Origin of the sequence: Mesorhizobium sp. INR15 (genome assembly GCF_015500075.1) — a bacterium.
GTDB lineage: Bacteria > Pseudomonadota > Alphaproteobacteria > Rhizobiales > Rhizobiaceae > Mesorhizobium.
This window is the reverse complement of record NZ_CP045496.1, coordinates 5,785,509-5,810,748: the sequence shown is the minus strand read 5'-3', so window position 1 is coordinate 5,810,748 and position 25,240 is coordinate 5,785,509. Positions and strand designations below refer to the sequence as shown.

Below are 25,240 nucleotides of genomic sequence, written 5' to 3'. Positions count from 1 at the left end.
CCCAAAAAGTGGGTACCGGTTTTCGGAAAAGATCATGCTCCAACTAATGAGTCAGCTCAGGCCTTCGACGCCTTGTCGAGGAACAGCTGCGACATGGCGGTCGGCTGCACGCCGGCGACACCTTTCACCGTCGCCGTCAGATAGTCGTAGAAATAGCCGAAGATGACCGGCGTTTCTTCAAGCAGCAGGCTCTGGATCTTGCCTGCGGTGGCCTTCTGCGCCTCAAGGTCAAGCGCCGCGATATAGCTGGTCGCGAGCGTGTCGTAGTCCTTGTTCTTGAAATGCGCTGCGTTCCACGTGCCGTCGCTCTTCAGCGGCGCCGCGAGGTAGACGTTCGGCACCCCGCGATGGCCATAGTCGGTGATGCCCATCACCGAATCCAACCAGTTCGATTTGCCGAACACCGCATCGCCGTAATAGGCGCCCTGGTCGAGGATGTTGAGCTCGAGCTCGATGCCGATCGCCTTGACCCAGCTCTGGATGAGCTGTGCGTATTCGGGGATTTCCAGGTAGCGCTCGGTGGTCAGCGTGATCTTGAAGCCGCTGCCGACGCCGGCGGCTTCCATGAGCTGCTTGGCTTGCGCGATATCCTGCTTGCGCTGCGGTATGCTTGTGTCGGTCGAGGGATAGACCGCGGCGAACGGACTGTCATTGCCAAGTGCCGAGCGTCCCTTCATCAGGCCGGCGGCGAGCTTGTCGCGATCAAGGCAGAGCGCGATGGCGCGGCGTACCCGCGCATCCTTCAAAGGGCCGTCGTCGCAGCGCATGTGCAGTTGCTGGTGCGCTGACGACTTCAGGCTGATGATATCGACGCTGGGATCGTTAAGCAGGGCGACTCCGGCCAGCACCGGCATCTGGTTGATGATGTCCACCTGACCGCCCTGCAGCGCCAGGATCATTGGCTGCACATCGGTAAAGAAGGTGAATTCCGTGCGATCCGGCAACGCCTTCGGCCCCCAGTAATCCTCGTTGCGGACAAAGGATGCGCCGACCTTGGCGGTGTATTTTTCGATCTTGAACGGCCCGGTGCCGTCGAAGCTCTTTTCGTAATCGCCCTTGTAGCTCGCCGGGACAATGACGGCGTTGTAGTTGTCGGACGACACCATGTAGGGGAAGTTGCCGTTCGGCGCGTCGAGGTGGAATTCCACCGTATAGTCGTCGACTTTCTTGGTGGCGCCCTTCTGCAGGATGCCGGTGAACACCGACAGTGCGTTGGACGAATTGGCCGGGTCGGCAAGCCGATCGATGCTGGCCACCACGTCATCGGCCTTCATCTCGCCGCCTGAGTGGAATTTCACGCCCTTGCGCAGCTTGAAGGTCCAGATGGTGCCGTTGTCGTTCGGCTTCCAGCTTTCAGCAAGCGCCGGCTGCAGCACCAGGTCCGGTCCGTCGACGCAGAGGAATTCCGCCACCTGTTGCATGACCAGAAGACCGCCGGCATCGGCAATGGTCACCGGATCGATCGTCGCCGCCGGCACGCTGCTGGCGACGCGGATAGTGGCGCCAGGCGCACCCTGGGCGCGGGCTAGTGACGGCATCATGCCGAAGCCCGCGGCGGTGCTGATGCCGCCCAGCAGGGGTAGCGACAGGCCAAGCAGGCTGCCGTGGCGGATGAAGTCGCGGCGGCTGACCCTGCCATCGACAAGTCCGTCGATGAGGTGGTTTTCGAGCGGCGAACGGCCGCGCCGGATGAGGTCGAGGATGCGATAATTCTTGATCATGGGTTCTACCCTTTTCCCTATGTTTTCGTGGTTCTCGGCACGTGTTTTTGTCGTTGACAATGCTTCAGGATCTCCCAATCCCGACCGTCAGCGTGATCTGTCGATACCGACTGTAGCACGCGTTTTTTCCTGGTCCATGCACTGCTTGGTGAGGTGTTCCGGAATCCTGGCGGGCACTCCTTTCATCCCTGTTCTGTCCGACTTGTCCGATAAGCAACCACCTGGCTGGCCGCAGCTAGTTCAGCGGCAAGCGGCGATAGGTCCCGGGCTTTGCCGGGTCATGGTATTTGTTGCACGGCCCGTTCTCGACGAAGTCGCGGTGACAGGCTTCAAGGTTTTCCCGCGACAACGTGACACCAAGGCCGTGCCCTTCCGGCACGCGCACGACATTATTCCTCGGCGCGAACGGCCCTTCCTGGGTGACGTCCATGGGCAGCATGCGAAACAGCGACTGGTTCGGTTCCCTGATCCAGCCCAGCGCGGCGCACAGATGCAGGTAGGCGGCGCTGCCGATGCCGCTGTCGCCACTGTAGCACCAGAAATCGATGCCGGCGTGCTCGCAGGCGCCAACGAAGCGCACCATGCGGCCGATGCCGCCATGCGTTGTCGGGTTGCCGACGAAGGCGTCGGGTACCTTGGTCTCCATGGCCCGCGCAATGTCGATATTATGGGTCGAGAACGGGATCGAACAGTGCCGGCGCAATTCCCGCATCTCTTCGATGGTCGCCACCGGGTCTTCCCAGTTGCGCACGCCGAGCTCTTCCAGCGGCCGCGCCAGGCGCCGCGCTGTCGCCAGCGAATAGGCCTGGTTGGAATCGATGCGGATCATCGCATCGTCGCCGAGTCTTTGGCGGATCAACTCGACCATCTTCAGCGATATCTTCGGATCTTCGGTCGAGAATTTGCCTTCAAAGAAGGTTGTCCCATGCGTCTCGTGCAGTTCGACACAATAGTCCGCGACTTCTTCCGGCGTCGTCTCGCCCTTCACCTTCGGCCCGTCGCCGCGCAGCGAGAAATAGTCGGTGAACGGGATGTCCTTGCGCACCGCGCCGCCGAGCAACTGGTAGAGCGGTTGCTTCCACGCCTTGCCGCGCAGGTCCCAGAACGCCATCTCGATGGCGCCGAAGGCCATGATGCGGGTGCGGTCGTTGATCGACTGCACACCGGCCCAGTAGGGCAGGCAGACATGCTCGGCGCCGGCAATGTCGAAAGCATCGCGGCCGATCAGCCGTGGCGCCAGAATGTCATTGATGACAGCCGCCGCCGCCGGCGTCGGCGCTTCGCCGAGGCCGATCAACCCATCCTCGGTCTCGACCTCGACGATGGTTGGTGAAAATCCGTCGAGTTCGCCGAACACCCAGGCATAGGGCGCCTCGAGCCGCAGGTTGATCGGTGTCGCCTTGATGCCGCGAATTCTCACCGGCTGACCTCCAGGAATGGCGCGCCGAGCAGGTCGGGGACGACGTCGATGCCGAGACCTGGCCCATCCGGAATGCCCATCCGGCTGCCGGTCACCGGTGGCATGTTCGATGCGGTGCGCACCGTCACCCATTCATGGAAGGCGATGGCGTGCAGCCGGCGCTCTTCAGGCGTCGACAGCGACAGATGCGCCATGGCCGCGGTGTCGATCTCGGCGCCACCTGTGTCCTCGACGGTGATCATGAAGCCGAGGTCGACGGCAACGTCGCGGATCAGCCGGGTCTTGGTCACGCCGCCGAGCCGCGAGATCTTCAGCGTCAGGCCATCGGCCGCGCCCTTGCGGTGAATATCCAGCATGTCGTCGAGCGACTGTACGGATTCGTCGAGCACCATCGGCTTGTCGAGCGAACGCCGCACCGACATGTTCTCATCGATCGTCGTACAGGGCTGCTCGAACGTGTAGTCGATCGAACGCGTGGCGTCGGCGAACTGGCGCGCTTGGTAGGCCGTCCAGCCGGCATTGGCGTCGCAGAAGATCACCGTGCCCTTCGGCACCGAGGCGGCGACCGCCGTGACGCGCTCGATGTCGTCACGGACATTGCCGCCGACCTTGACCTGCAGCCGGTGGAAGCCATCCTTGACGATGCGCTTGGCAAGGGCCGCCATGGCGTCGACCGAGCCATGCGTGACCACCTTGTAGAGTTCCGCCGTTTCGCTCTCGCGGCCGCCCAGCATTGTCACCAAGGGAACATCGGCAGCGCGGGCGGCGAGGTCCCAGCAGGCCATGTCCAGTGCCGACTTGATGTAGGGATGGCCCTTGAACACCGTGTCCATCAGCCGGCCGATGCCGGCAAGGCCGCGCGGATCATGGCCGATGAGGTGCGGCGCGATCTCGACCACGCCGGCGCGAACGCCGGCTGCGAAGGCCGCCGAGTAGAAATTGCCGAGCGGCGCCATCTCGCCCCAACCGGTGATCCCGCTGTCGGAGGTGATGGAGACGATGACGGCGTCGAACGCGTCGGCGACGCGGCCCTTGGACATGCGGTAGGGGCCGTCCACGAAGGGCTGCACGACTTGGTAGGCTTTGATGGTTTCGATCTGCACTTTGCTTGTCCGTGTCTGCGAGGTTCCGGGATTGTTCAGGCGCCCTTGGACGGGCGCTGTTCAAGGCCGCGCGCGTAGGCAAGAAGCTCTTCGAAATCGAGGTCGATATGCTCGCGGGCATGGCGCTGGGCGGCCCGCATATCAGTGCCCTTGAGCAGGGCCACATAGGTCTCGTGGACATCCTCGGCCGGTACCGCTTCCTTGCGTGCCTGCTGGTGTAGCGCGAAATACATCTGCAGCCGGCTGGTCAGCCGCTGCCAGGTCTCCAGCAGCACCGAATTGTCGGCCCATTCATGGATCAGGCCGTGCAGCCGCAGGGCGGTCTCGATCTGGCGCGTGGTGTCGATATCGCGCGTTGCCTGCTTCACGGCTTCGTGGCGCCGCTCAAGCTCGCTGAGAAAGCGCTGATCGCGCAGCGGCCAGGTCCGCTCGATGGCGAACTCGTCGAGCACCTTGTTGAGCGAATAGGCATCGTCGATGTCCTTTGCGGTGACATTGATGACGAAGGTGCCTGCATAGGGAATGCTGGTCAGGATGCCTTCCTGCACCAGTTCGCGCATCGCCTCGCGCAGCGGCGCGCGGCTGACCCGCATCTGTTCGGAAATCCTGAGCTCGTTGAGCTTCTGGCCGGGCTCCATCTGCCCGGTCAGGATCGCGCGCCGCAACAGCGCGACGATCTCGGCGCGGCGCGTGGTGTCCGCGATCGGGCTGAAATCCACTTTGCTCATTCGGTCACTCCCAACGTACCGAAAGCAAGACAATCAGATTGTCGACAATCTAACAAGGGGCCATGCGCCGATTCCCGCTGAAACCCGCGCTTGTCAGGCGGCGCGGCCATAGAAGCCGAGACGCTCCTCGTTGCTGAACATCACTCCAGGCTTCTCGTAGTAGGAGAACACCGCGATCATGCGTTCACGGTTGCCTTCGACGGGGGTGACGCGATGCGCGGTGTTCTTGCCGCGAAAAACGTTCAGCGTACCCGGCTTGGTGCGCAGGATCTTGGCCTCGGGGTCGCGTCCTTCGAGGAGCCTGGCGACGCCGTCATAGTTGGGATTGTCGTCTGATCTGAGATCGGTGCGGTATTCGAGATCACCGCCACGCTCGGCTGCCTGCAACAGCAGAGTCGTCGTGAATTCCGAACGGTCAAAGTGCCAGTTCAGCGCTTCGCCGGTGCGATAGGCCATGACATTGGTTCGGGCCAGCGGATCCTGCATGACATGCAGCCGGGGCTTTCCCATCGCCGCCGACAGGAAGCGCAGCAGCGGCTCGTATTCATAGATGGCAAGCACGAGACTGCCAGGAAGCTGGTCGGCACAGACGGTGTGGCTGATAGTCTCCACTTTGCGTAAGGCAGGGTGGCCGGCGTCCAGTTCCGGGATATCAGGCTTGAAGTAGATGTTGTGCATCCGCTTGTGCACATGGGACCGCGTGTCCATCACCGGCTGTATTTCCTGTACGGCTTTTTCAGCGATGCCGGGGCGCAGGAACCCGTCGAGATTGAACATGCCCTCGGCAGCGAGCGCGGCGGCGGACTGCTCCACGAGGCGCGTCCATTCCGGGCTGCCTTCGCGATCGAGCGGGTAGCGGTCGAGATCGAGAATGTCTTTCATCGTCATGTCCTCCAAGGCTTGAATGGAGAAGACGACAAAAAATTCTTTCTCTCAACGCGGAAAATTATTAGGATTGGCCAAGAAAAACTTCTGGAGCGGATCTTGGAACGGCTGCCGCCGCTGAACGCGATCAAGGCATTTGAAGTCGCCGCCCGTGCCGGCAGCTTCACCCTGGCCGCTGCCGAGCTCGGCGTGTCATCAGCGGCGGTCAGCCAGCAGATACGCAATCTCGAAACATGGTTCGGCAAGCAACTGTTCGTGCGCAGCGGCAACCGCATCGCGCTGACCGATGCCGGCCACGCCATCTATCCGCAGACCGCGCGCGCCCTGGGCGACATAGCGGCGATCGGACAGCGTATGCTGGAAGGGGGCTTGAGAACACGCCTTGTCGTCAGCGTGCCGTTTTCGCTGGCCGAACTTTGGTTGGCGCCAAGACTGGCCACGCTCCTCGACGCTTTCCCGCACATGGCGATCGATATTCGTGTCGAAGATGATCCGGTCGATCTGATGCGCCAGAACATCGATCTGCGCATCAGCTATGGCGATTACCACTATCCCGGCTTGCGGATGATCCGTCTGGTCCACGATGACGTGCTGCCGGTCTGCGCGCCACAGTTCTGGCACAGGCATGGCCATGGCGACCCGGGCCTTGCCGCCCTGCATGAGAGCCTGTTCATCCATACCAACTGGGGGCCGAACTATGCCTCGCACCCGACCTGGACCGACTGGTTCGCCGCCGCTGGAGGCAATCGTGCGCTCGATCCCTCGCATGGGCGGCGCGTTGGCCTGTCCAGCTTGGCGATTGCCTCGGCAAGGCTTGGCCTGGGCATTGCGCTCGGCCAGCGGGTCATGGCGCAAGCCGATCTGGAAGCCGGGCGGCTGGTCGCATTGTCGTCCGTCTCGGTGCGCCTTGGTCATCCCTATTGCGCCTTCATGCCGCCGGCCAAGGCCGACCGTGCCGACGTGGCTGGTCTGGTCGACTTGCTCGCAAAAACGGCGCCCCCCGGCCTGAGCCGGGAGCGCCGCGTCGAAGCCGGGCCTGAGGGGGTCTTCAGGTGGCCGGCTTTTCCGGTAGTGGTGAAACAGGCGCCCCGGGTCCAATCTTCTGCAGATTGCCCGTGATCACCCGGTCGCCTTCGGCGACGCCGCTGAGAATGGCCACAAGATCGCCGCTGGTCGGCCCAAGCGAGACCAGCCGCTGATCGACAGTGTTGTCCTTGCTGACGACATAGACGTACTTGCCAAGCTGGCTCGACCCAAGTGCCGTCTGCGGCACCATCAGCGCATCAGGTTGTTGCTTGATGTGCAGGCGGACGCGGACATACTGGCCGGGAAGCAGCGCGAATTTGCCGTTGCCGATCGTGGCGCGCGCCGTGATGGTTCCGGTCGAATGGTCGATCGTGTTGTCGATGAAGGTGAGCTCACCTTTCTGGCTCGGCTGCGTCTCGCCGGGCAGCAGGAGCTCGACCTCGATCGGCCCGGTAGCGCGGGCCTCCTCGATCTGGGTGAGATCCGTCTCGCTCGGATTGAAGGTCACGTAGATCGGGTCGAGCTGCACCAAGGTGTTGAGCACGGTGCCGGCCACACTGACCAGCGTGCCGACAGAAGCCTGGTTGCGGCCGATGCGCCCGGCGAACGGGGCGCGGATCTCGGCATAGCTCAAATTGAGCTCCGCGGTGCGCACGGCGGCCTCATTGAGCGCCAGCGACGCTTGCGCCTCGCGCAACGTGCTGGTGCGCTGGTCGAAGGCATCCTTGGCGATGTATCCGCTCTTGGCGAGCTCGGTGCCGCGGCCAAGATTGGAGCGCGCATAGTCGAGCGTCGCCGTATCCCGCTGTACCTGCGCCTTGGCTTGGTCTAGCGCTGCCTGGAAGTCCTCAGGCGCTATCTTGTAAAGCAGGTCACCCTGCCGGACATCGACGCCATCGGCTGCACTCTGCTCCTGAAGATATCCAGGTACCCTGGCCTGCAGCGTGATGTTGCGGATCGGTTCCGTGCGGGCGGCATAATCGAGATAGATCGGGATCGTCTTCTTGACGACGTTGACGACCGGCACCGGCATGACGAAGGCCGCTGGGCTGGGCGTTGCTGCCCCTGCCGTGCCGGCGTTGAGGCTGAGATTGCCCATGTCGAGCAGGTGCACGCTGGCGACCGAGACCGCGCCCAGTGCGACGGCTGCTCCCAAAGCTATTTTCCATTTACGCATAATCAAATTCTCCAATCTTATTCGGCCGCTTCCGCCAGGCGAGGGAAGGCGGGTTCGGCGGTTGGTTCAGGATGCTGTGAGACCGGCTCGTCCTTGACGCGGCGTTCGCGCAGCTGTTCGATGACCGCGTAGAAGACCGGAACGAAGACCAGCGACAGGATGGTCGCTGCCACCATGCCGCCAAAGACGGTGGTGCCGATCGACTGACGGCTGGCGGCACCGGCGCCGGTGGCAAACATCAGCGGCAGCACGCCGAGGATGAAGGCGAAGGCCGTCATCAGGATCGGGCGCAGCCGCAGCCGTGCCGCTTCCATTGCCGCTTCGACGATGCTGAGGCCTTCTTCGCGCCGTCGCCGGGCGAATTCGACGATCAGAATGGCGTTCTTCGCCGCCAGACCAATCAGCATGACGAAGCCGATCTGCGAGTAGACGTCGATCTGCATGCCACGCAGCCACAGCACCGCGAACGCGCCGAACAAGGCAAGCGGCACCGCCAGCAGCACCATGAACGGCATCGCCCAGCTTTCATACTGCGCGGCGAGGATCAGGAAGACGAAGACGATGGCGAGGCCGAAGACGACGGATGCGATCGAACCGGCCTTCAACTCCTGGAAGGTGATGCCGGTCCATTCGAAACCGAAATCCCTTGGCAGGGCCGTCGCGGCTGCCCGCTCCATTGCCGCCACCGCCTGGCCCGAGGAGAAGCCGGGTGCGGCGCCGCCATTGATCGTGGCCGACGCGTTGTTGTTATAATGCGGCACGGTTTCAGGGCCGACGAACGGCACCAGTTTGCCGAGTGTGCTGAGTGGCACCATGCCGCCGGAGGCATTGCGCACATAGAGCCGTGAAATGTCGGCGGCACCCGCACGGGCATCTTTGTCGGCCTGGATGGTCACTCGGAATGTGCGGCCAAACAGGTTGAAATCGTTCACATAAAGCGAGCCCAGATAAATCTGCAGCGTGTTGAACACGTCCGGCAGGTTGAGGCCGAGCAGTTTCGCCTTGCTGCGGTCGAGGTCGTAGTTGAACTGCGGCGTCGACGTCGAGAATGGCGAGAACAGTTGCTGCGGATTGATTTCCGGCTGCTTGCGCGCTTCGGCGATGACGGCCTGTGTCGCGTCATTGAGTGCGGAACTGCCACGGCCGGTAAGATCCTCGACGACGAATTCAAAGCCGCCGGTGGTGCCGATGCCCGGGATCGAGGGCGGATCGAAACTCAGCGCGAAGGCTTCGGGAATCTGCATCAGCTTGCCGCGTACGTCGGAGACGAGCTTCGAGGCGCTCTGGTCCGGCCCGCGCTCTTCCCATGGCTTCAGGATGGCGAACTCGACAGCCGAGTTCGACTGCGCTGCGCTGGTCAGGAAGTTCAGGCCGCTGATCGAACCAACGATGTCGACGCCTGGTGTTGCCTGCAAGATGTCGCGAGCCTTCTGCGCCACTGCATCGGTGCGTTCCAGCGATGCGCCGTCAGGCAGCTGGATGACGACGAAGAAGTAGCCCTGGTCTTCGACGGGAAGGAATGTCGAGGGCAGTTTCTGCCAGACGAAATAGGTGGCGACCAGTCCGGCCGCGAACAGGCCGAGCATGATCCAGCGCAACCGGATGAGGAAACGCACGCCATGGGCATAGGCATGCGACAGCCGGTCGAAGCCGGTGTTGAACCAACGGAACGGAGCGAACTGCGTCTCGCCGCGATGGCGCAGGAAAGCGGCGCTGAGCGCGGGGCTGAGCGTCAGCGAATTGAAGGCCGAGATGCCGACCGAAATCGCCACCGTCAGTGCGAACTGATTGTAGAGTTTGCCCGACACGCCTGGAATGAAGGCGACTGGCACGAACACCGCCATCAGCACCGCAGTGGTCGCGATGATCGGCCCGGTGACCTCGGCCATGGCGGCCTTGGTCGCAGCCACCGGTTTGAGCCCGGCCTCGAGCTGCCGCTCGACATTCTCGACCACGACAATCGCGTCGTCGACGACAAGGCCGATCGCCAGCACCATGCCGAGCAGGGAGAGCATGTTGAGCGAAAAGCCCAGCATCTCCATGACCACAAGGGTCGCAACAAGCGACACCGGGATGGCGATGGTCGGGATGATGGTCGTGCGCCAGCTCTGCAGGAACAGGAACACCACGGCGACGACAAGCACCAGCGCTTCGCCGAGCGTGATCAGCACATCATGCATCGAGGCCGAGACGAAGCGCGTCGTGTCGTAATGCATCGCGTAGGCGACGCCCTTGGGGAAACGCCCGGACAGTTCCTGCATCTTGTCCTTGACGCGCTGCTGCAGATCGAGCGCGTTGGAGCCTGGCATCTGGTAGACCGCGAGCACCACGGTCGGGTCCTTGCCGAAGAAGGCCGACGACGAATATTGCAGCGCGCCGAGTTCGATGCGGGCAACGTCGCGCAACCGCACCAGCGAGCCGGTGGTCGCATTGGCGCGCACGACGATGTCACCGAACTCCTTGGGATCGCTCAGCCGGCCGACGGCATTGACCTGCATTTCGAAGGCGGTGCCGGCAGGCGCCGGCGACTGGCCGATCTTGCCGGCCGCCACCTGCACGTTCTGCTCGGCAATGGCGTTCTGCACGTCAACGGCGGTGATGCCAAGATTGGCGAGCTTGTCCGGATCGAGCCAGACACGCATCGAATAGCGCCGCTCGCCGAAAATCTGCACATCGCCGACGCCGGGCAGGCGCTTCAAGGGATCGACGACCTGAAGATAGGCAAGGTTGCTCAGCGCCACCGGATCGACCGAACTGTCGGGCGAGGTCAGGTTGACGATGAGGACGAAGTTGGGGTTCTGTTTCTTGATCGTCACGCCGCCCTGGTTGACGATGGCCGGCAGCGACGAAGCCGCCTGCGAAACACGGTTCTGCACATCGACCGCGGCGGTGCTCAGGGAATAGCCGACATCAAAGGTGATGGTGATGGTCGACGAGCCGTCATTGGAGCTCGACGACGACATATAGGTCATGCCCTGGACGCCGTTGATCTGCTGTTCCAGCGGCGTCGTCACCGTATCGGCCACCACTTGCGCGCTGGCGCCCGGATAGTGGGCGCTGACGACGACCTGCGGCGGTGTAATGTCGGGGAACTGCGAGACGGGCAGCAGGAAATAACAAATCGTGCCGGCGAGCACCATGATGATGGCGATCGCCGACGCGAAGATGGGACGGTGAATGAAGAAATTTACCACGACACACACGCCTCGCCGACTGCTCTTGCCTTGCCGAAGGCACTGGCAACTCTGGACAATCTCTCGCCGCGCCCTTCGATGGGTTCTTCATGCGAACGCAGCAACGGCACCTCGCGATGTGTATTGGCGAGTGAACGAAGCATTTTCTCGAAGGCGCGGGGGTCGACCCCATCTGCTTTCATGACCAGCCGGATCATCGGATCCCGGACGGCCTCATCTATGGTAAGATCGCGGCGCTGTGGCATTGGCCGGCTCCTTGTCTGTCAATTCGCAGCCCATGCTCGCGAACCGTTTTTCATCTCGTCACCGGCCGAAGCCGCATGAACTGCAATTTTTCGCCCATCCCGATCTGGCAGGACCAGTTCACGGCCTTGTTATTGACGGAGGGCGACATAGGTGTTACCAGTAAGTAACATTCTGGAAGTTACAGACCGGTAACACCCTAGTCAAGAGGTCGCCGGATTTTTTTGGAAACGAAAGGAGATCATGATGACTGACGGCGTCGTGGAGCGCGCTCGTCCCCGGGACCGGATCCTGGAGACGGCACGTGACATGTTCCATAAGCACGGCATCAAGGGCGTCGGCGTCGACGCCATCACTGAAGCTGCCGGCACGAACAAGATGACGCTCTACCGTCATTTCGAGTCCAAGGATGATCTGATCATCGAATGCCTGCGCGCCACTGCATCCAAGGCCGGCGCGATGTGGGAAATGTTCGAGGCAGAGCATCCAGGCGACAAGCTCGCGCAATTGCATGCCTGGGTCCGCAAGGCGGCTGAGATGCTCAACACCGACGGCCGTGGCTGCGATATGGCCAACGCCGCGGCTGAGTTGACTGAACCCGACCACCCGGCCAGGCGCGTGATCAAGGAACTCAAGGAAGCCCAGCGGGAACGTCTGGTTGCGCTCTGCCGGGGTGCCGGTATAGGTCAGGCGGAACTTCTTGCCGATACGCTTTCGCTGCTATTCGAAGGCGCGCGCGTCAGCGTGCAGACCGTTGGCACTGAAGGCCCCAGCACGCAATTCGTGCGCATGGCGGAGGGTTTGATCCTGTCCTTCAGGGGCGGCGCCAGCGCAGGCTGACCCGCCCTACGGATCTTGTGGGGCAACGGAACTCATGGATTGGAGCGTTGCCGTTTGCGGCCGCCGCTCTTGCGGGGAACTGCCGCAACCTTGGCGGTATGACCGGGCAATAAAAAAGCCCGCTGCCGGGAGGAGGTGGCAGCGGGCTCGATTTCGAATGTGGCGCGGGAGGAGGTGCACCCCATTCAGCGTCGGCATCGCATCTGGGAGGAGTAGATGGCCGACAACCAATATCTACGGTGTGCCCAACGATTCGGCAATTAAGGATCGTGCATGGCTGCTGTGCAGATTTGCCGTAACGCCCGCGAAAGTTGTGCCCTGTTGCAGAACGAGATCTGCGTCACTGCACTGGCACGTTCTCTCGCAAGATCAGCCTTGGTTCAATGAATTTCCGCGTCAGATAGGGCGCGGAAGAGGCAATCGAGCCGAGCAGCCGGATGACCGATTGCTCCGCAATCAGCCTGGCATTCTGGTCAATGACGACATCAAGCAGGTCGTCGACGAGGTAACCACGCGTTTCGCGGGTCAGGTCATGGCAGATGAATATCGGCTTCTTCACCGGCTTGATCTCCCTGAGCGCTTTCGCCACGCCCGAGCGCCCGGCTCCGACACAATAGATACCCAGCAATTCCGGTTCGTTGTGAAGCGCCTTCATGGTCGCGGTATAGCTCACTTCCGGCTCGTCGTTGATTTCGACCGCGCTCGAGATGGTGAGATTGGGGAACTCTTCGCTGAGCACCGAGCGGAAGCCCATTTCGCGCTCTTCATGGCCGCGATAGGAGCGTGACCCCACGACCATTGCCAGATGACCGGTGCGGCCACCGAGGAACCGTCCCATCAACAGCGCCGCGGTTCGTCCGGCCACCCGGTTGTCAATGCCGACATAGGCCGAGCGGGGTGCAGCCGGAACGTCGGACACCAGCGTGACCAGGCGCATGCCTGCTTCGACGATATCACGCAGGATATTGCGGGTTCGCGGATGATCGACCGCTATCACCCCGACCCCGTTGGTCCGCAGTGACAGGTTTTCGACCGACGACTGCAGCGCGTTTGGCGAAATGCCGGTGAGGTTGTGGATCCGGCACGACGCGACCAGTGGCAAGCGCGCCGCATAATCCTCGATATGTCCGGCAAGGTCCCGCATGAAAGCATTGGTGCCGATCGGCAGCAGGAATTCCAGATGGGCCGGTTTCGAGGGCAGTGTCACCTGGTCGGCGACCGGCAGATAGCCGAGCTGCTTGGCCGCCTCCATGACTCGCTGGCGATTGGCCGCGCTGGCGCCTGCCCGGTTGTTGAGCACGCGGTCGACCGTGGCGGTCGACAGCCCGCAACTCCTGGCGATGTCGGAGACAGTGGCTTTCATGGTGGTAGTCATAGGGGCTGATGGGATCCTGTGCCAGACAGGCGATGTGATCTGATGCTGGCCATGATGGCGGCCTCGTCGTCGAAAGCTCGACAGAATGGCTCAATGCCGCGGCGATGAGCCTTCTACGACGGCGTCGCGGATTTCCTTTTCCGACATGCCGGTGATGATCCGTTCGACTTCCGCGACAGTGGTTTTCTTCGGGTCGATATCATCCGCCACCACCTTGCCCCGGCGCATGACGACGATGCGGTCCACCACCTGGAAGACGTGATGGATATTGTGAGCGATAAAGATGCAGGAATGGCCGGAATCGCGGGCGTTGCGCACGAAGCTCAGCACGCCTTGCGTCTCGGCGACACCGAGATTGTTGGTCGGCTCGTCAAGGATAATGAGGTCGCTGTCGAAATGCATGGCGCGGGCTATCGCCACCGCCTGGCGTTCACCGCCTGACAGCGAACCGATCGGCGTCGTTGGCGGGATGTTCTTGGAAATGCCGACCTGCTTCAGCAGATCGCGGGCCACGACGTTCATGGCGTCCTGGTCCATGCGGTTGAGAAAGCGCGGCGGCTTGATTGGCTCGCGGCCGAGGAACAGGTTGCGGGCGATCGACAATTGCGTCACCAGCGCCGAGTCCTGGTAGATCGTTTCGATGCCATGCGCGATGGCGTCGCTGGTGCTGCGGAAATTCACCTTCTTGCCACGGATGAAAATGTCGCCGCTGGTCAGTGGCACGGCACCCGACAGCACCTTGATGAGCGTCGATTTGCCGGCGCCATTGTCGCCGAGCAGCCCGACGATCTCCTTCACGTTGACATGGAAATTCGCATCCTCCAGCGCCTGCACGCGTCCGTAGGACTTGCGAATGTTCTGCATGCGGATCAGTGGCTCGGCCATGGTTCAAGTCCCTGCCTGGTGCCGGCGTTCCAGCCATGAGTGAAGCGCCATCATGCCAAGGATGATCGCGCCGATGAAGATGTTGTAGGCAAGACCGGGCACGCCGATCAGCACGATGCCATTGCGCATGACGCGCAGGATGAGGATGCCGAGCACCGTGCCGATGATGGTGCCGCGCCCGCCGGTCAGCGCCGTACCGCCGATCACCACCATGGCAATGACTTCGAGCTCGTAGCCGGTGCCGCTGTTGGGATTGGCGGCCGATGTTCGCAGCGAACTGATGACACCGGCGAGCGATGCCATCACCGACGACAGAACGAAAAGGCCGATCTTGACGCCGCTGACATTGACGCCGCGCGCCCGTGCGGCACCTGGGTTGCCGCCGGCGGCCTGGATCCAGTTGCCGGTGCGGCTTTGCGTCAGCACGTAGCCGAGCGCGATTGCCGCCGCGATGAACCAGAACAGCGACATGTATATGCGGAATGGCCCGATGAAGAAGTCGCCGACCAGCACCTCGGCCAGCCAGCTGCCTTCCGCGCTCCAGGTCCGCTGCGGAAAACCGTCGGTGACGAACAAGGCGGTGCCGCGCACCACCAGCAGCATGCCGAGTGTCACCAGGAAGGAGGGGATCTTGAGCTGCGTCACGAACCAGCCGTTGACCAGCCCGATCAGGGCGGCGACCAGGAGCGCGGCGACAAAGCCGACTTCCAGCGAAGTGAGGCCGCTGTTGAACAGCGTCCACATCAACACCGGTGAAAATCCGAACAGCGAGCCGACCGAAAGGTCGAATTCGCCAGAGGTCATCAACAGGGTCATGGCCAGCGCGATGAGGCCGAGTTCGACCGTGAAGGCCAGTGTGTTGGAGATGTTCTGGGGGGACAGGAAGTCGTGATTGAAGCTCCAGAAAACAGCAATCTCGACGATGAGCAGTACGAAGGGCCCGAATTCAGGCCGCGCGATCAGGCGTTGGATGAGCGAATGATTTTCCACTGATAACCCGCGACTTGGTTGGAGAGGGGCGACACCATATGCCGCGCATCCTGACGGATGCGCGGCACATGGGAGCTGCGGGTTACTTGCCGGACAGAATGTTGTCGTAGATCTGCGCGGTGTCCTTTTCGTAGAGCGCGCCGGTGATGACATTGAAGCCGGGAGGAATGCCGCCGGCAGCCATGTTTGCCAGCGAAAGCGCTACATAGCTGGTCGCCTGCGGGTCCTGCCACTGGCCGGCATTGACATAGCCGTTCAGCACTTCCTGGGTGGTGTCGAGCGAGTTGCCCCAGCCGACGACCGGGATTTCGCCTGGCTTGACGCCAACCTGGTCGAACACCCGCTTGATCGAGCCGGTGACCAGATCGCCGAGACCGATGATTGCCTTGACCTTGGCTTTGTTGGCGGTGAGGTAATCGACCATACGGTTGATCACTTCGGCCTGGTCAAGCGTCGCCTCCGTGATTTCGTAGGTTATGCCGAGCGGACCGAAGACGCTCTTGATGCCTTCCTCTTCCTGAACGCCATAGGTGGCGCCGGGAATCTCGACCGGCATCCAGACGAAGTCGCCCTTCTTCACCAAGCCCTTGTCGACCAAGTATTGCGCCCAATGCTTGCCGAAGGTGACGTTGTCGCCGCCGACATAGGCATTGAAGTCCGCCTTCGGGTCGGGCGTGTTGAAGTTGATGATCGGCACTTTCGCCGCGCGTGCTTCCTTGACGATTTCGACAAGGCTGCCGGGATCTGGGCTGGTGGTGACGATGCCGTCGGCCTTGGCCGAGAGGGCGGCGCGAACCGCTTCCTGCTGCGAGGCGACATCGCCATTGTGAAACGAGGTGTTGACGGTGTTGCCGGTGTCCTTCGCCCATTGCTTGGCGCCGGCGAGGAAGTAGGTCCAGACCGGATCAGCCGGGCCGCCATGCGAAATCCAGTAGAAAGTCTTGGCCTGCGCCGCTGCCGGAATGGCCAGCGCGACGATCAGGCTCAAGACAAGTAACCGTAGCCTTGTCAGCATTTGCTTTCCTCCCATTTTGAAACTGACGTACATTCCGTTCGACCTGGATCAAGGCAAAGCCCTGACCCTATCTTTCTTGCCAGCGCCGGCCCGAATGCCTTAACGCATTCCCTTTTCCGGCGGATGGCAAGCCTCCATCTGCAAGTCGTAGTTGGCGATGGGCGAGGCGCCATCAATGGCACCATCAGATTGCATCAGTTTGGGCGTAATTTTTGCCGGCGCTCCGCACGCCATGCGCGCTGCCATCTCATCAGCCTGTCCAGCAACAGAGCCAGCAGCACCAGGGCACCGGTCACAAATGTGGCCCAGCTTGCGTCAACGCCTGACAAAACCAGGCCGCTCAAGATCACCTGGACGATCATCATGCCGATCGCCGCGCCGATGACGGAGCCATGTCCGCCGGAAATGGATGTGCCGCCGACAATTGCGGCCACGATGGCCAGCAAGCCGAAATCGCTGCCTTCACCCGCGTCGATGCCGCCGCGAAAACCCACATAGATGACGCCGGATAGGCCCGAGATGGCGCCCATCAGCACCAATGTCTGCAGTCGCGTCCACGTTACGGGGATGCCGGCATGGATCGCCGCCTCCGGATTGCTGCCGACAGCCTGAACGCGGTAGCCGAAGCGGGTGCGATGAAGCGCGACATGCATCGCCAATATCATCGCGGTCAATACCAGCAGGACAATCGGCACGACGCCAAAGACCTTGCCCTGGATGATCGAGAAGAAGCCGCCGCTCTGATCGACGGCTGTGAGCGCGTGACCTTTACCGATCACGGCCGCCAGCCCATCGAACATCAGATAGGTGCCAAGTGTGACAATGATGGCGGGCAGGCGCAGCGTGGTGACGAGCAGCCCGTTGAGCAGGCCGAGGCCCGCACCCAGGCCCACACCGGCAAGAGCGGCAAGCCAGGGGTTGATGCCATCAACCATCAGCAGGACGGCGAACATCGCTGCCAGATGGAACATCCAACCGGCGGAAAGGTCGATCTCGCGGATGGCGAGTACGAACACCATGCCGAGCGCCAGCATGCCGGCGAAGCTGGCGGTGACCAACAAGGAAAGCAGATTGGTCGGGTCGGCAAACCCCGGCCTGAGGAAATCGACAGCAGCCACCAACACGACCAGCGCGACGATGGCCGTGATTTCCCGAGGCAGGTGAAAGCGGCGTCTTGCAGTGCGGGCCGCCGAGCCGGCAAGCGACACGGCGGGATCAGTTCTCATCATGCCGTTCCCTCTTGACGCGTCTTCCACGGCTGTTCGGCGCGTGGTGCCTTGCCGATGGTGATCAGCCGCGAAATGTTCTCGCTGTCCATGTCGGTTCCTGAGATATCGCCTGCGAGCTCGCCCTTGGAGAAGGCGAGCACTCGGTCGCTCAGTCCCGCCAATTCGGAGAGTTCGCTGGAGTTGAACAACACAATGCAGCCGCTGGCCGCGATCTGCCTGATCAGAGCGTAAATCTCCTGCTTGCCGCCAACATCGATGCCGCGCACCGGATCGTCGAGCAGGACGACCTGTGGTCCGATTTCCAGCCATTTGCCGAGGATCAGCTTCTGCTGTTCGCCAGCGCTCAGCGAGGCCGCCGGCATATCCGGCATGACCTTGATGCGCAGCGCATCGATTTGCCGCCCAGCCCTGCCAAGCGCGGCCTTGGGCGAATACCAGAACGAACCCCAGTTGCGGGCGCCGACAACGATGCCGGACATGTTGAAGGCGAGGGATTTGTCCAGCATCAGGCCGTTGCGCCGGCGGTCTCCCGAAATCAGCGCGATGTTGCGCCGGGCGGCCTCCGTGGGGCTGCGAGGCAAGCCTGATCCATCGGGAAAGTTCGCCTTTCCCTCACGCGGCCGCCGCAGTCCGAACAGCAAGGCAAGCAGGTCTGAAATCCCTGATCCTTCAAGCCCGGCAAGCCCGACAATCTCGCCGCCACGGGCCGAGAAGCTGGCGCCAGACAATATGCCGGCGCCAAGGCCGGAGATCGTCAGCCGAGGGCGCACCGCGCCGGCGGTGGCTGGCGAGGCGGGCAGGGCCGGCAGCAGGGACGCGTGCCGCAATTGCCCGATCATGCGCTCCTCGGAAGCCGTCAGTTCCGATCGTTCTTTCGTCAGCACGTCACGCCCGTTGCGCAGGATCGTTATCTGGTCGGCGATGGCAAACACTTCTTCCAGCCGGTTCGAGACGTAGAGCATGGTCATGCCTCTCGCCTGGAGACTGCGCAGCACCGCAAGCAGCCGTTCGGCCTCGCCTTGGTCGAGTGCCGAATTCGGTTCGTCGAGGATCAACAGCCTTGGGCTCTCCAGCAATGCGCGGGCAATGCCGACGAGTTGCCGTTCGCCGGCACTGAGATCGAGGAGGGGCCGGCGGACATCAAGATCCAGACCAAGCTGCCGCAACAGTGTGTGACTGCGGCCTTTCATTTCGCTGAGCGAGATCAAGCCACTGCGCAAGGGCTGGCGGTTGACGAACAGATTGGCCAGCACCGACCGCTCGGGAAACAGTCCTGTTTCCTGGAAGGCTGTGCTTATGCCGTGTTTTCGCGCTGAGTTGGGACTGTCGATGGTCACGTTGCGGCCATCGATCGTGATGGTGCCGCTGTCCGGTTTGACGATGCCAGCGAGTATTTTCATCAGCGTTGACTTGCCAGCGCCGCTCTCGCCGACGACAGCATGGATCGCCCCGCGCGCGACCGCGAGGTTCATCTCTTCGAGCACCACAGCCCTGCCATAACGCTTGGCAAGGCCGCGCACGGAAATCAGCGGCGCATCGGACATGCAAAAGGCCCCCCACGGACCCTTCGGCGATCTTGGAGTGATTTGCGCTTGCAGTCACCCGGAATTCGCGCAAATCGCTTGCGTGGCGAGTTGCCGCTCGGGACCTTGGCTAGATAAGGTCGGCCTTGGCCAGATCGCGCATCAGATGGCTGGCGCCGTAGGTCCAGTGCGGGCAGTCGGGCGACAGCTTCACCCGGTTGACCAGCGCGCCGAATTTCTCCGAGGAAATCGTCACGACATCACCGACCTTGTGGGTAAAGCCCTTGCCCTTCTCGCCGCGATCCTTAGACGGTACGAACATGGTGCCGAGATAGAGGGCTAGCCCGTCCGGGTATTGATGATGCGGCCCCATCGCGGCGGCAACCAGTTCTTCTGGCGAGCGGCTGATCTCGGCCATCGAACTGGCGCCTTCCAGCGAAAATCCATCCTCGCCCTCAACCTTCAAGCGCACCACCGCGCTCTTCACGTCGTCGATGGAGAAGGTGTCGTCAAACAGGCGGATGAAAGGGCCAAGCGCCGCCGAGGCATTGTTGTCCTTGGCCTTGCCCAAGAGCAGCGCCGAGCGCCCTTCGACGTCGCGCAGATTGACATCATTGCCGATGGTGGCGCCGACGATCCTGCCGCTGCTGGCGGCGATCATGGCGATCTCCGGCTCAGGATTGTTCCAGGTCGACACCGGGTGCAGGCCGACATCGGCGCCAAAGCCGACGGAGGCCATCGGCTGGCACTTGGTGAAAATCTCGGCATCGGGGCCGATACCGACTTCCAGATATTGCGACCAGGCGCCTCGTGCGATCAGCTTGGCCTTGATCTCCATCGCTTCCGGCGAACCGGGCTTCAGCTTCGACAGGTCATGGCCGATCAGCCCGGCGATGTCGGCGCGGATGGCGTCGGCCTTCTCCGCCGAGCCGCGCGCCTGTTCCTCGATGACACGTTCGAGCAGGCTGACGACGAAGGTGACCCCCGAGGCCTTCACCGCCTGCAGGTCGACAGGGGAGAGCAGATAAGGCTTTGCCGGGTCACGCGCGGCCTGAAAGCTGTTGGCGGCGATGTCATCGAGCGATCCAACCGGTTTGCCTTTTGCCAGCCGCACATGACCGGCAGGGTCGGACATCTCGCAGGTATCACGCACTGTCGGCGCCACGCTCGACGTGATGTCGAAGACGGTACCATCGCGCACTGTCACCATCAGCGGATGCGTGGCGGCGGGGGATCGGGCGCGGCCGATGAACAGGCCGTCGGTCGGCAGATGCGTTGGGTTGGTCATATCTGTTGTTCTCCCCTTTGCCTCGTCCGGGCGGCCCGGCACTTTCGTCGGATTCCCGGCAAAGGTCTATCCCGTCGATGGCGGCTGCGGAGGGCCCGCGCCGTTGCGGACCGAAACCCCTGTGGTGCGGTCGCAGATCGGATATCCACAGCACTGAAACCATGCCCTTTCAAATAAATGAAATCGTCGGTAGGATTTTCATTTTGAAGCGCATGTCAGGTGATCCCTTGCCCACCACGTTCTCCAATTCGGTCTGGCGCAAGCCGCAGACTGCAACCGCATTCCAATCGCTCGTTGCGGGCGGAGAGAGGGTCGATGTCATCGTCATCGGTGGCGGCATCCTTGGCCTGTCGACGGCCCTGCATGCCGCTCGCCTCGGTCTGACCGTACAAGTACTCGACGGAGGAGAAATCGGGCAGGGCGCGTCGGGGCTTAACGGCGGGCAGGTCATTCCCGGCCTGAAATATGATCCTGAATGGCTGCTGCAGCATTTCGGTCCCGAGCGTGGTGAGGCGCTGGTCAATTTTGCCGCCTCCACCGCCAATGCGGTGTTCGAATTGATCCGCGACGAGAAGCTCGCGGTGCCTTCGTTCGCAATGGCTGGATCCAGGCCGCGCATACCGAGCTTGCACTGAAGGCGGCGGCGAACCGCGATCGCCAATGGCGCGCCAGGGGTGCCGACGTACGCCTTTTGAGTGCCGCCGAGATTGCCGCGATGACTGGCGCGCGCGGCTATCTCGGCGGCTGGCTCGATCGCCGCGCCGGCGTCATCGATCCGCTCGCCTATACGCTGGAACTGGCGCGGGTCGCAGCGGTAGCAGGCGTGAAGATCGCCGAGCGCCAAAAGGTTGTGCGATTGGCCAAGAGCGCCGGTATCTGGCGCGTTTCGGCCGAAAATGGTGGGGAATTTCAGGCGAAGGCGGTCTTTCTGGCCACCAATGCCTATACCGACGGCTTGATCCCCGGCCTCGCCGAGACGATCGTCCCACTGCATTCCTTCCAGATCGCGACAGCGCCGCTGCCGGCCGATCTGGCGGCGAGCATCCTGCCCGAAGAGCAGGCGGTGTCGGATTCACGCCGCATCCTTGTCTACTACAGAAAAAGCGCCGATGGCCGGCTCGTGCTTGGCGGGCGCGGCCGCATGGCCTTGCCGAAAAGTGCCGGCGATTGGGCCCATCTCGAACGCGCGCTGCTGCGGCTTTATCCCAAGCTGTCGGGTGTCGCCATCGAGAAGCGCTGGTTCGGCCGGGTGGCGATGACACCGGACCATCTGCCGCATATCCATGAGCCGGAGCCGGGCCTCGTGGCCGCGGTCGGTTGCCAGGGACGCGGTGTCGGGCTGATGACGGCGCTTGGCGAGCGCATCGCCGGCTACATCAGCACAGGGGACGCCAGGCAATTGCCATTCCCCGTCTCGCCGATCCGGCCAATCCCGTTCCATGCCTTCAGGCAGGTCGGTGTCGCGGCGACGATCACCTGGTATCGCATGCTTGATGCGCTGGAGCGCTGACCGAGGCGGTCCGGCAAATGGATTCTGCTTGACAGTTTCATGAATATGAAAAACTTTTAAGAAATTTCAAATTCGCGACGGGCAGATCGATGCCGACCATCGTTGTAGCGCATGCGGAACAATCCCGATCGCCATCGGGCTTCCGGCTTGCCATGCTGCTGCCGGGCGCGCTGGTCACCTTCCTGCTGATCCTGTTCGCTCTCGGCCTAGTGCTTTTTCTTGCCTTCCGCGAAAATGACGGATCGCTGCTCGGCGCCGGTTTCAGCCTGGCGAACTTCGCCACCGTGGTCTCCGATCCTCTGTACTGGACGGTGACGCTGCGCTCGCTGGTCATTGCCGCTCTCGTCACCCTGGCAACGGTCGTCACCGCCTATCCCGTCGCCTATTACCTCGCCTTCCACGCCGGCCGGCGGCGCGGGCTGCTGCTCTTCCTCGTGACGCTGCCGTTCTGGACCAGCTACCTCCTGCGCGTCTTCGCCTGGAAGATCGTGCTCGCTTACAACGGCGTGCTGAACTCGGCGCTGATCGAGAGCGGCATCTGGTCCGAGCCGACGCTGGCCTTCCTCAACACGCCGGCCGCTGTTGTCGTGACACTCGCCCACGCCTATGCGCCTTTCGCCATCCTGCCCATCTACGTGGCGCTGGAGACGATCCCGAAATCGCTGCTGGAGGCTGCGTCCGATCTTGGCGCAAGACCCTTCACCAGCTTCCGCCGCGTCGTGCTGCCGAACTCGATGCCAGGCGTCCTGGCGGCAGCCCTTGTCGTCTTCGTGCCGACGGTCGGCGACTATGTCACGCCGGCACTGGTTGGTGGGCCGGCCAGCACCATGATCGGCACGCTGATCCAGGCGCAGTTCGGCAAGGCCAATGATTGGCCGTTCGGCGCCGCTCTCTCGGTCGCCGTCATGCTCGTCATCCTCGCTGTCGTGCTGGTCGTGCGCTTCGCCGACCGTAGATTTGGCAGCCGGGCATGAGTGCCGTGCGCACGCAGGCAGGCCGCCGCTGGCTTGGCGTCTACGTGCTTGGCTATCTGGTCTTCCTCTATCTGCCGGTGCTTTTGATCCCGCTGTTTTCCTTCAACAATTCCATCCAGGCGGCGTTCCCGCTGCAAGGTTTCACCTTGCAATGGTATGGCACGCTGCTCGGCAATTCGGCGCTGTCTGGCGCGCTGCTCAACAGCCTCGTCATCGGCGTCATTGCCGCCTCCGGCGCGACGCTGTGCGGCATCACCGTGTCCTACATGGATCTCTATGGTCGCTCACCCTTGGCAGCCACGATCAGCGCCATCGCCCGGCTGCCGATCCTGATCCCCGGCGTCATCGTCGGCATCGCATTGCTGATCCTTGTCAATCTCGTGGGCTTCGGCCCGTCGCGCATCGCCATCATCCTCGGCCACATCCTGGTGGCGCTGCCGACGACGGTGGTCATCATGCGCAGCCGTTTTGCATCTATCCCCAAGACCATCCGCGAGGCGGCACTCGATCTCGGCGCCTCCGACTGGACAACCTTCCGGCGGGTCATGCTGCCGCTCAGCCTGCCCGCCATCGGCTCGGCCTTCATGCTGGCATTCCTGATCTCCTTCGACGAGTTCATCGTCGTCTTCTTCCTCGCTGGCACCGAACCCACGCTGCCGCTCTACATCTGGAGCCAGCTGCGTTTTCCCAAGTCACTGCCGACCGTCATGGCGCTGGGCACATCGATCCTGGCCGTGTCCTTCGTCATTGCCGGTCTGGCCGAAATCCTGCGCCATCGCGGGCTCACCGCCACGTCGCCGCGACCAGCCGATCCATCACAACCAAAACAACAAACCGAGAGAGGAGAACTGCAATGGCATTCGACTTGAAATCGATCTCCGCGAAGACAGTCTGCGCTGGACTGACGGCGTTTGCCCTGGCCCTGTCGTCCACCGTCGCCTTTGCCGGCGACAAGCTGCAGTATTTCACCTGGTCTGGCTATGAACTGCCTGACTTCAACAAGAGCTTCCTGGCCGCCCATCCAGATGGCGTCGAGGCCTCGATCTTTGGCGACGACGACGATGCCTTCACCAAGGTCAAGGCCGGCTTCCGTCCTGACATCGCGCATCCCTGCTACGACAAGGTGGCGCGCTGGAACAAGGAAGGCCTGCTGCAGCCGATCGACACCAAGCGCATCAAGAACTGGGATTCGATCTTCCCGGTGTTCAAGAACCTGCCCGACCTGCAGGCCGGCGACGGCAAGGTCTGGATGGTGCCGTGGGACTGGGGCAACACCTCGATCCTCTATCGCACCGATCTGGTGAAGAACCCGGAAGCAAGCTGGAACCTGCTCTGGGACAAGCAATATGCCGGGCGCATGGCGACGATCGATGCGGTGCATGACACGCCTTTCGTTGCCGCCCTCCTTGCCGGCGTCAGCCCATTCGACATGACACCCGCCGAGATGGACAAGGTGGCGGCCAAGCTGCGTGAACAGCGTCCGCTGCTCTCCAACTACACCACCGACATGACCTCGGTGGAACAGGCTCTGGCCAGCGGCCAACTCGTCGCCGCCATGACCTGGAATGCTTCGGCCACGTCGCTGAAGAAGCAAGGCGTGCCGGTTGAGTTCATGAAGCCGAAGGAGGGCATGCTGACCTGGGCCTGCGGCTTCGTCATGCTCAAGGATGCCAAGAACGTCGATCTTGCCTATGACTTCATCAACAGCCGGCTGGAAACGGATTCGGGTAAATACCTGATCGAGTCCTATGGCTACGGCAGTTCGACAAGTTCGGCCTTCGCCGCTGTCCCGAAGGAGGACCTGGACAAGTTGCAACTGCCGTCCGATCCGGAAGTGATGCTGAAGACCACGGTGTTCACTGGACCGATGAAACAGAATGACGATCTCGCCAAGATGTTCGAGAAGGTCAAGGCGGGCGGGTGATGTTGGTTTTTCCTTCTCCCCTTGTGGGAGAAGGTGGATCGGCGCGAAGCGCCGAGACGGATGAGGGGTGTTGGACGGAGTGAGATGTTGGTGTTCACTGGAACACCCCTCATCCGTCGCCTTCGGCTCCCCCTTCTCCCACAGGGGGAGAAGGGGGAGCCCATCGCCGCCGCGCCACCACCGAGAACGC

Annotated in this window: 20 protein-coding genes and 1 pseudogene; 6 read left to right on the top strand and 15 right to left on the bottom strand. The window is 62.4% G+C overall.

Annotated elements, in window-relative coordinates; all coding sequences use genetic code 11:
* Window positions 1-56: 56 nt before the first annotated feature.
* From GA829_RS28410 to GA829_RS28390, 5 genes are all read right to left on the bottom strand, one after another.
* The gene (locus GA829_RS28410; RefSeq protein WP_195175873.1) at window positions 57-1,721 is read right to left on the bottom strand and encodes an ABC transporter substrate-binding protein; all 1,665 of its coding nucleotides are present in this window, start codon (window positions 1,719-1,721) and stop codon (window positions 57-59) included.
* Window positions 1,722-1,956: 235 nt separating this feature from the next.
* Entirely contained in the window at window positions 1,957-3,141 is a 1,185-nt protein-coding gene (locus GA829_RS28405) for a mandelate racemase/muconate lactonizing enzyme family protein (RefSeq protein WP_195175872.1), read from the bottom strand.
* Entirely contained in the window at window positions 3,138-4,244 is a 1,107-nt protein-coding gene (locus GA829_RS28400; protein ID WP_195175871.1) for a mandelate racemase/muconate lactonizing enzyme family protein, read from the bottom strand. Before GA829_RS28400 ends, GA829_RS28405 begins: the two co-directional genes overlap by 4 nt.
* Before the next feature lie 35 nt (window positions 4,245-4,279).
* Window positions 4,280-4,972 carry a GntR family transcriptional regulator gene (locus GA829_RS28395; RefSeq protein WP_195175870.1) on the bottom strand — a complete coding sequence of 231 codons (693 nt, stop codon included), beginning with the start codon at window positions 4,970-4,972 and terminating at the stop codon, window positions 4,280-4,282.
* A gap of 93 nt (window positions 4,973-5,065) precedes the next feature.
* Window positions 5,066-5,854 (bottom strand): HalD/BesD family halogenase, encoded by a 789-nt coding sequence (locus GA829_RS28390; protein WP_195175869.1) that lies wholly within the window; start codon window positions 5,852-5,854, stop codon window positions 5,066-5,068.
* Window positions 5,855-5,956: 102 nt separating this feature from the next.
* On the opposite strand from GA829_RS28390, the gene GA829_RS28385 reads away from it, so the two are divergent.
* Window positions 5,957-6,976: a LysR substrate-binding domain-containing protein gene (locus GA829_RS28385; RefSeq protein WP_258051998.1), complete on the top strand. Its 1,020-nt coding sequence runs from the start codon at window positions 5,957-5,959 to the stop codon at window positions 6,974-6,976.
* Here the strand turns inward: GA829_RS28385 and GA829_RS28380 are convergent.
* The 3 genes from GA829_RS28380 to GA829_RS28370 are packed head-to-tail and all read right to left on the bottom strand — an operon-like array spanning window position 6,906 to window position 11,499.
* The gene (locus GA829_RS28380; RefSeq protein ID WP_195175868.1) at window positions 6,906-8,060 is read right to left on the bottom strand and encodes an efflux RND transporter periplasmic adaptor subunit; all 1,155 of its coding nucleotides are present in this window, start codon (window positions 8,058-8,060) and stop codon (window positions 6,906-6,908) included. The two genes, GA829_RS28385 and GA829_RS28380, sit on opposite strands and share 71 nt — an antisense overlap.
* A gap of 17 nt (window positions 8,061-8,077) precedes the next feature.
* Complete coding sequence (locus tag GA829_RS28375; protein ID WP_195175867.1) at window positions 8,078-11,254, bottom strand: efflux RND transporter permease subunit; 3,177 nt, start codon at window positions 11,252-11,254, stop codon at window positions 8,078-8,080.
* A complete protein-coding gene (locus tag GA829_RS28370; RefSeq protein WP_195175866.1) occupies window positions 11,248-11,499 on the bottom strand; it encodes a hypothetical protein in 252 nt (83 codons plus the stop codon). The genes GA829_RS28375 and GA829_RS28370 overlap by 7 nt, the downstream gene beginning before the upstream one ends.
* Window positions 11,500-11,743: 244 nt before the next feature.
* Here GA829_RS28370 and GA829_RS28365 point away from each other — a divergent pair, with 244 nt between their 5' ends.
* A complete protein-coding gene (locus GA829_RS28365; protein WP_195175865.1) occupies window positions 11,744-12,337 on the top strand; it encodes a TetR/AcrR family transcriptional regulator in 594 nt (197 codons plus the stop codon).
* Between the two features lie 340 nt (window positions 12,338-12,677).
* On the opposite strand, the gene GA829_RS28360 is transcribed toward GA829_RS28365, so the two are convergent.
* The 7 genes from GA829_RS28360 to GA829_RS28330 all read right to left on the bottom strand — a co-directional run bounded on the left by GA829_RS28360 (window position 12,678) and on the right by GA829_RS28330 (window position 20,642).
* Window positions 12,678-13,700 (bottom strand): LacI family DNA-binding transcriptional regulator, encoded by a 1,023-nt coding sequence (locus GA829_RS28360; RefSeq protein WP_195175864.1) that lies wholly within the window; start codon window positions 13,698-13,700, stop codon window positions 12,678-12,680.
* Window positions 13,701-13,802: 102 nt separating this feature from the next.
* Window positions 13,803-14,597: an ATP-binding cassette domain-containing protein gene (locus tag GA829_RS28355; RefSeq protein WP_195175863.1), complete on the bottom strand. Its 795-nt coding sequence runs from the start codon at window positions 14,595-14,597 to the stop codon at window positions 13,803-13,805.
* 3 nt (window positions 14,598-14,600) lie between these two features.
* Window positions 14,601-15,587, bottom strand: coding sequence for an ABC transporter permease (locus GA829_RS28350; RefSeq protein ID WP_195175862.1), 987 nt, complete (start codon window positions 15,585-15,587; stop codon window positions 14,601-14,603).
* 82 nt (window positions 15,588-15,669) lie between these two features.
* Entirely contained in the window at window positions 15,670-16,602 is a 933-nt protein-coding gene (locus GA829_RS28345; RefSeq protein WP_195175861.1) for a substrate-binding domain-containing protein, read from the bottom strand.
* 194 nt (window positions 16,603-16,796) lie between these two features.
* Window positions 16,797-17,831, bottom strand: a complete 1,035-nt coding sequence (locus tag GA829_RS28340) for an ABC transporter permease (RefSeq protein ID WP_195175860.1) — start codon at window positions 17,829-17,831, stop codon at window positions 16,797-16,799.
* Window positions 17,828-19,375, bottom strand: coding sequence for a sugar ABC transporter ATP-binding protein (locus GA829_RS28335; protein ID WP_195175859.1), 1,548 nt, complete (start codon window positions 19,373-19,375; stop codon window positions 17,828-17,830). Before GA829_RS28335 ends, GA829_RS28340 begins: the two co-directional genes overlap by 4 nt.
* A gap of 109 nt (window positions 19,376-19,484) precedes the next feature.
* A complete protein-coding gene (locus GA829_RS28330) occupies window positions 19,485-20,642 on the bottom strand; it encodes a fumarylacetoacetate hydrolase family protein (protein WP_195175858.1) in 1,158 nt (385 codons plus the stop codon).
* Between the two features lie 212 nt (window positions 20,643-20,854).
* On the opposite strand from GA829_RS28330, the pseudogene GA829_RS28325 reads away from it, so the two are divergent.
* The 4 genes and pseudogenes from GA829_RS28325 to GA829_RS28310 all read left to right on the top strand — a co-directional run bounded on the left by GA829_RS28325 (window position 20,855) and on the right by GA829_RS28310 (window position 25,050).
* Window positions 20,855-22,152 (top strand): annotated as a pseudogene (locus tag GA829_RS28325) (NAD(P)/FAD-dependent oxidoreductase).
* Between the two features lie 89 nt (window positions 22,153-22,241).
* Window positions 22,242-23,126 carry an ABC transporter permease gene (locus GA829_RS28320; RefSeq protein ID WP_195175857.1) on the top strand — a complete coding sequence of 295 codons (885 nt, stop codon included), beginning with the start codon at window positions 22,242-22,244 and terminating at the stop codon, window positions 23,124-23,126.
* Window positions 23,123-23,995 (top strand): ABC transporter permease, encoded by an 873-nt coding sequence (locus tag GA829_RS28315; protein WP_195175856.1) that lies wholly within the window; start codon window positions 23,123-23,125, stop codon window positions 23,993-23,995. The genes GA829_RS28320 and GA829_RS28315 overlap by 4 nt, the downstream gene beginning before the upstream one ends.
* Window positions 23,980-25,050: an ABC transporter substrate-binding protein gene (locus GA829_RS28310; RefSeq protein ID WP_195175855.1), complete on the top strand. Its 1,071-nt coding sequence runs from the start codon at window positions 23,980-23,982 to the stop codon at window positions 25,048-25,050. The genes GA829_RS28315 and GA829_RS28310 overlap by 16 nt, the downstream gene beginning before the upstream one ends.
* Window positions 25,051-25,240 lie beyond the last annotated feature (190 nt).

Bases quoted from the DNA above. Each gene is read 5' to 3' on its own strand.
- GA829_RS28390 (WP_195175869.1), bottom strand. From the start codon at position 5,854: ATGAAAGACATTCTCGATCTCGACCGCTACCCGCTCGATCGCGAAGGC.
- GA829_RS28395 (WP_195175870.1), bottom strand. From the start codon at position 4,972: ATGAGCAAAGTGGATTTCAGCCCGATCGCGGACACCACGCGCCGCGCC.
- GA829_RS28355 (WP_195175863.1), bottom strand. From the start codon at position 14,597: ATGGCCGAGCCACTGATCCGCATGCAGAACATTCGCAAGTCCTACGGA.
- GA829_RS28335 (WP_195175859.1), bottom strand. From the start codon at position 19,375: ATGTCCGATGCGCCGCTGATTTCCGTGCGCGGCCTTGCCAAGCGTTAT.
- GA829_RS28330 (WP_195175858.1), bottom strand. From the start codon at position 20,642: ATGACCAACCCAACGCATCTGCCGACCGACGGCCTGTTCATCGGCCGC.
- GA829_RS28315 (WP_195175856.1), top strand. From the start codon at position 23,123: ATGAGTGCCGTGCGCACGCAGGCAGGCCGCCGCTGGCTTGGCGTCTAC.
- GA829_RS28380 (WP_195175868.1), bottom strand. From the start codon at position 8,060: ATGCGTAAATGGAAAATAGCTTTGGGAGCAGCCGTCGCACTGGGCGCG.
- GA829_RS28410 (WP_195175873.1), bottom strand. From the start codon at position 1,721: ATGATCAAGAATTATCGCATCCTCGACCTCATCCGGCGCGGCCGTTCG.
- GA829_RS28365 (WP_195175865.1), top strand. From the start codon at position 11,744: ATGACTGACGGCGTCGTGGAGCGCGCTCGTCCCCGGGACCGGATCCTG.
- GA829_RS28320 (WP_195175857.1), top strand. From the start codon at position 22,242: ATGCCGACCATCGTTGTAGCGCATGCGGAACAATCCCGATCGCCATCG.
- GA829_RS28340 (WP_195175860.1), bottom strand. From the start codon at position 17,831: ATGATGAGAACTGATCCCGCCGTGTCGCTTGCCGGCTCGGCGGCCCGC.
- GA829_RS28345 (WP_195175861.1), bottom strand. From the start codon at position 16,602: ATGCTGACAAGGCTACGGTTACTTGTCTTGAGCCTGATCGTCGCGCTG.
- GA829_RS28310 (WP_195175855.1), top strand. From the start codon at position 23,980: ATGGCATTCGACTTGAAATCGATCTCCGCGAAGACAGTCTGCGCTGGA.
- GA829_RS28370 (WP_195175866.1), bottom strand. From the start codon at position 11,499: ATGCCACAGCGCCGCGATCTTACCATAGATGAGGCCGTCCGGGATCCG.
- GA829_RS28360 (WP_195175864.1), bottom strand. From the start codon at position 13,700: ATGAAAGCCACTGTCTCCGACATCGCCAGGAGTTGCGGGCTGTCGACC.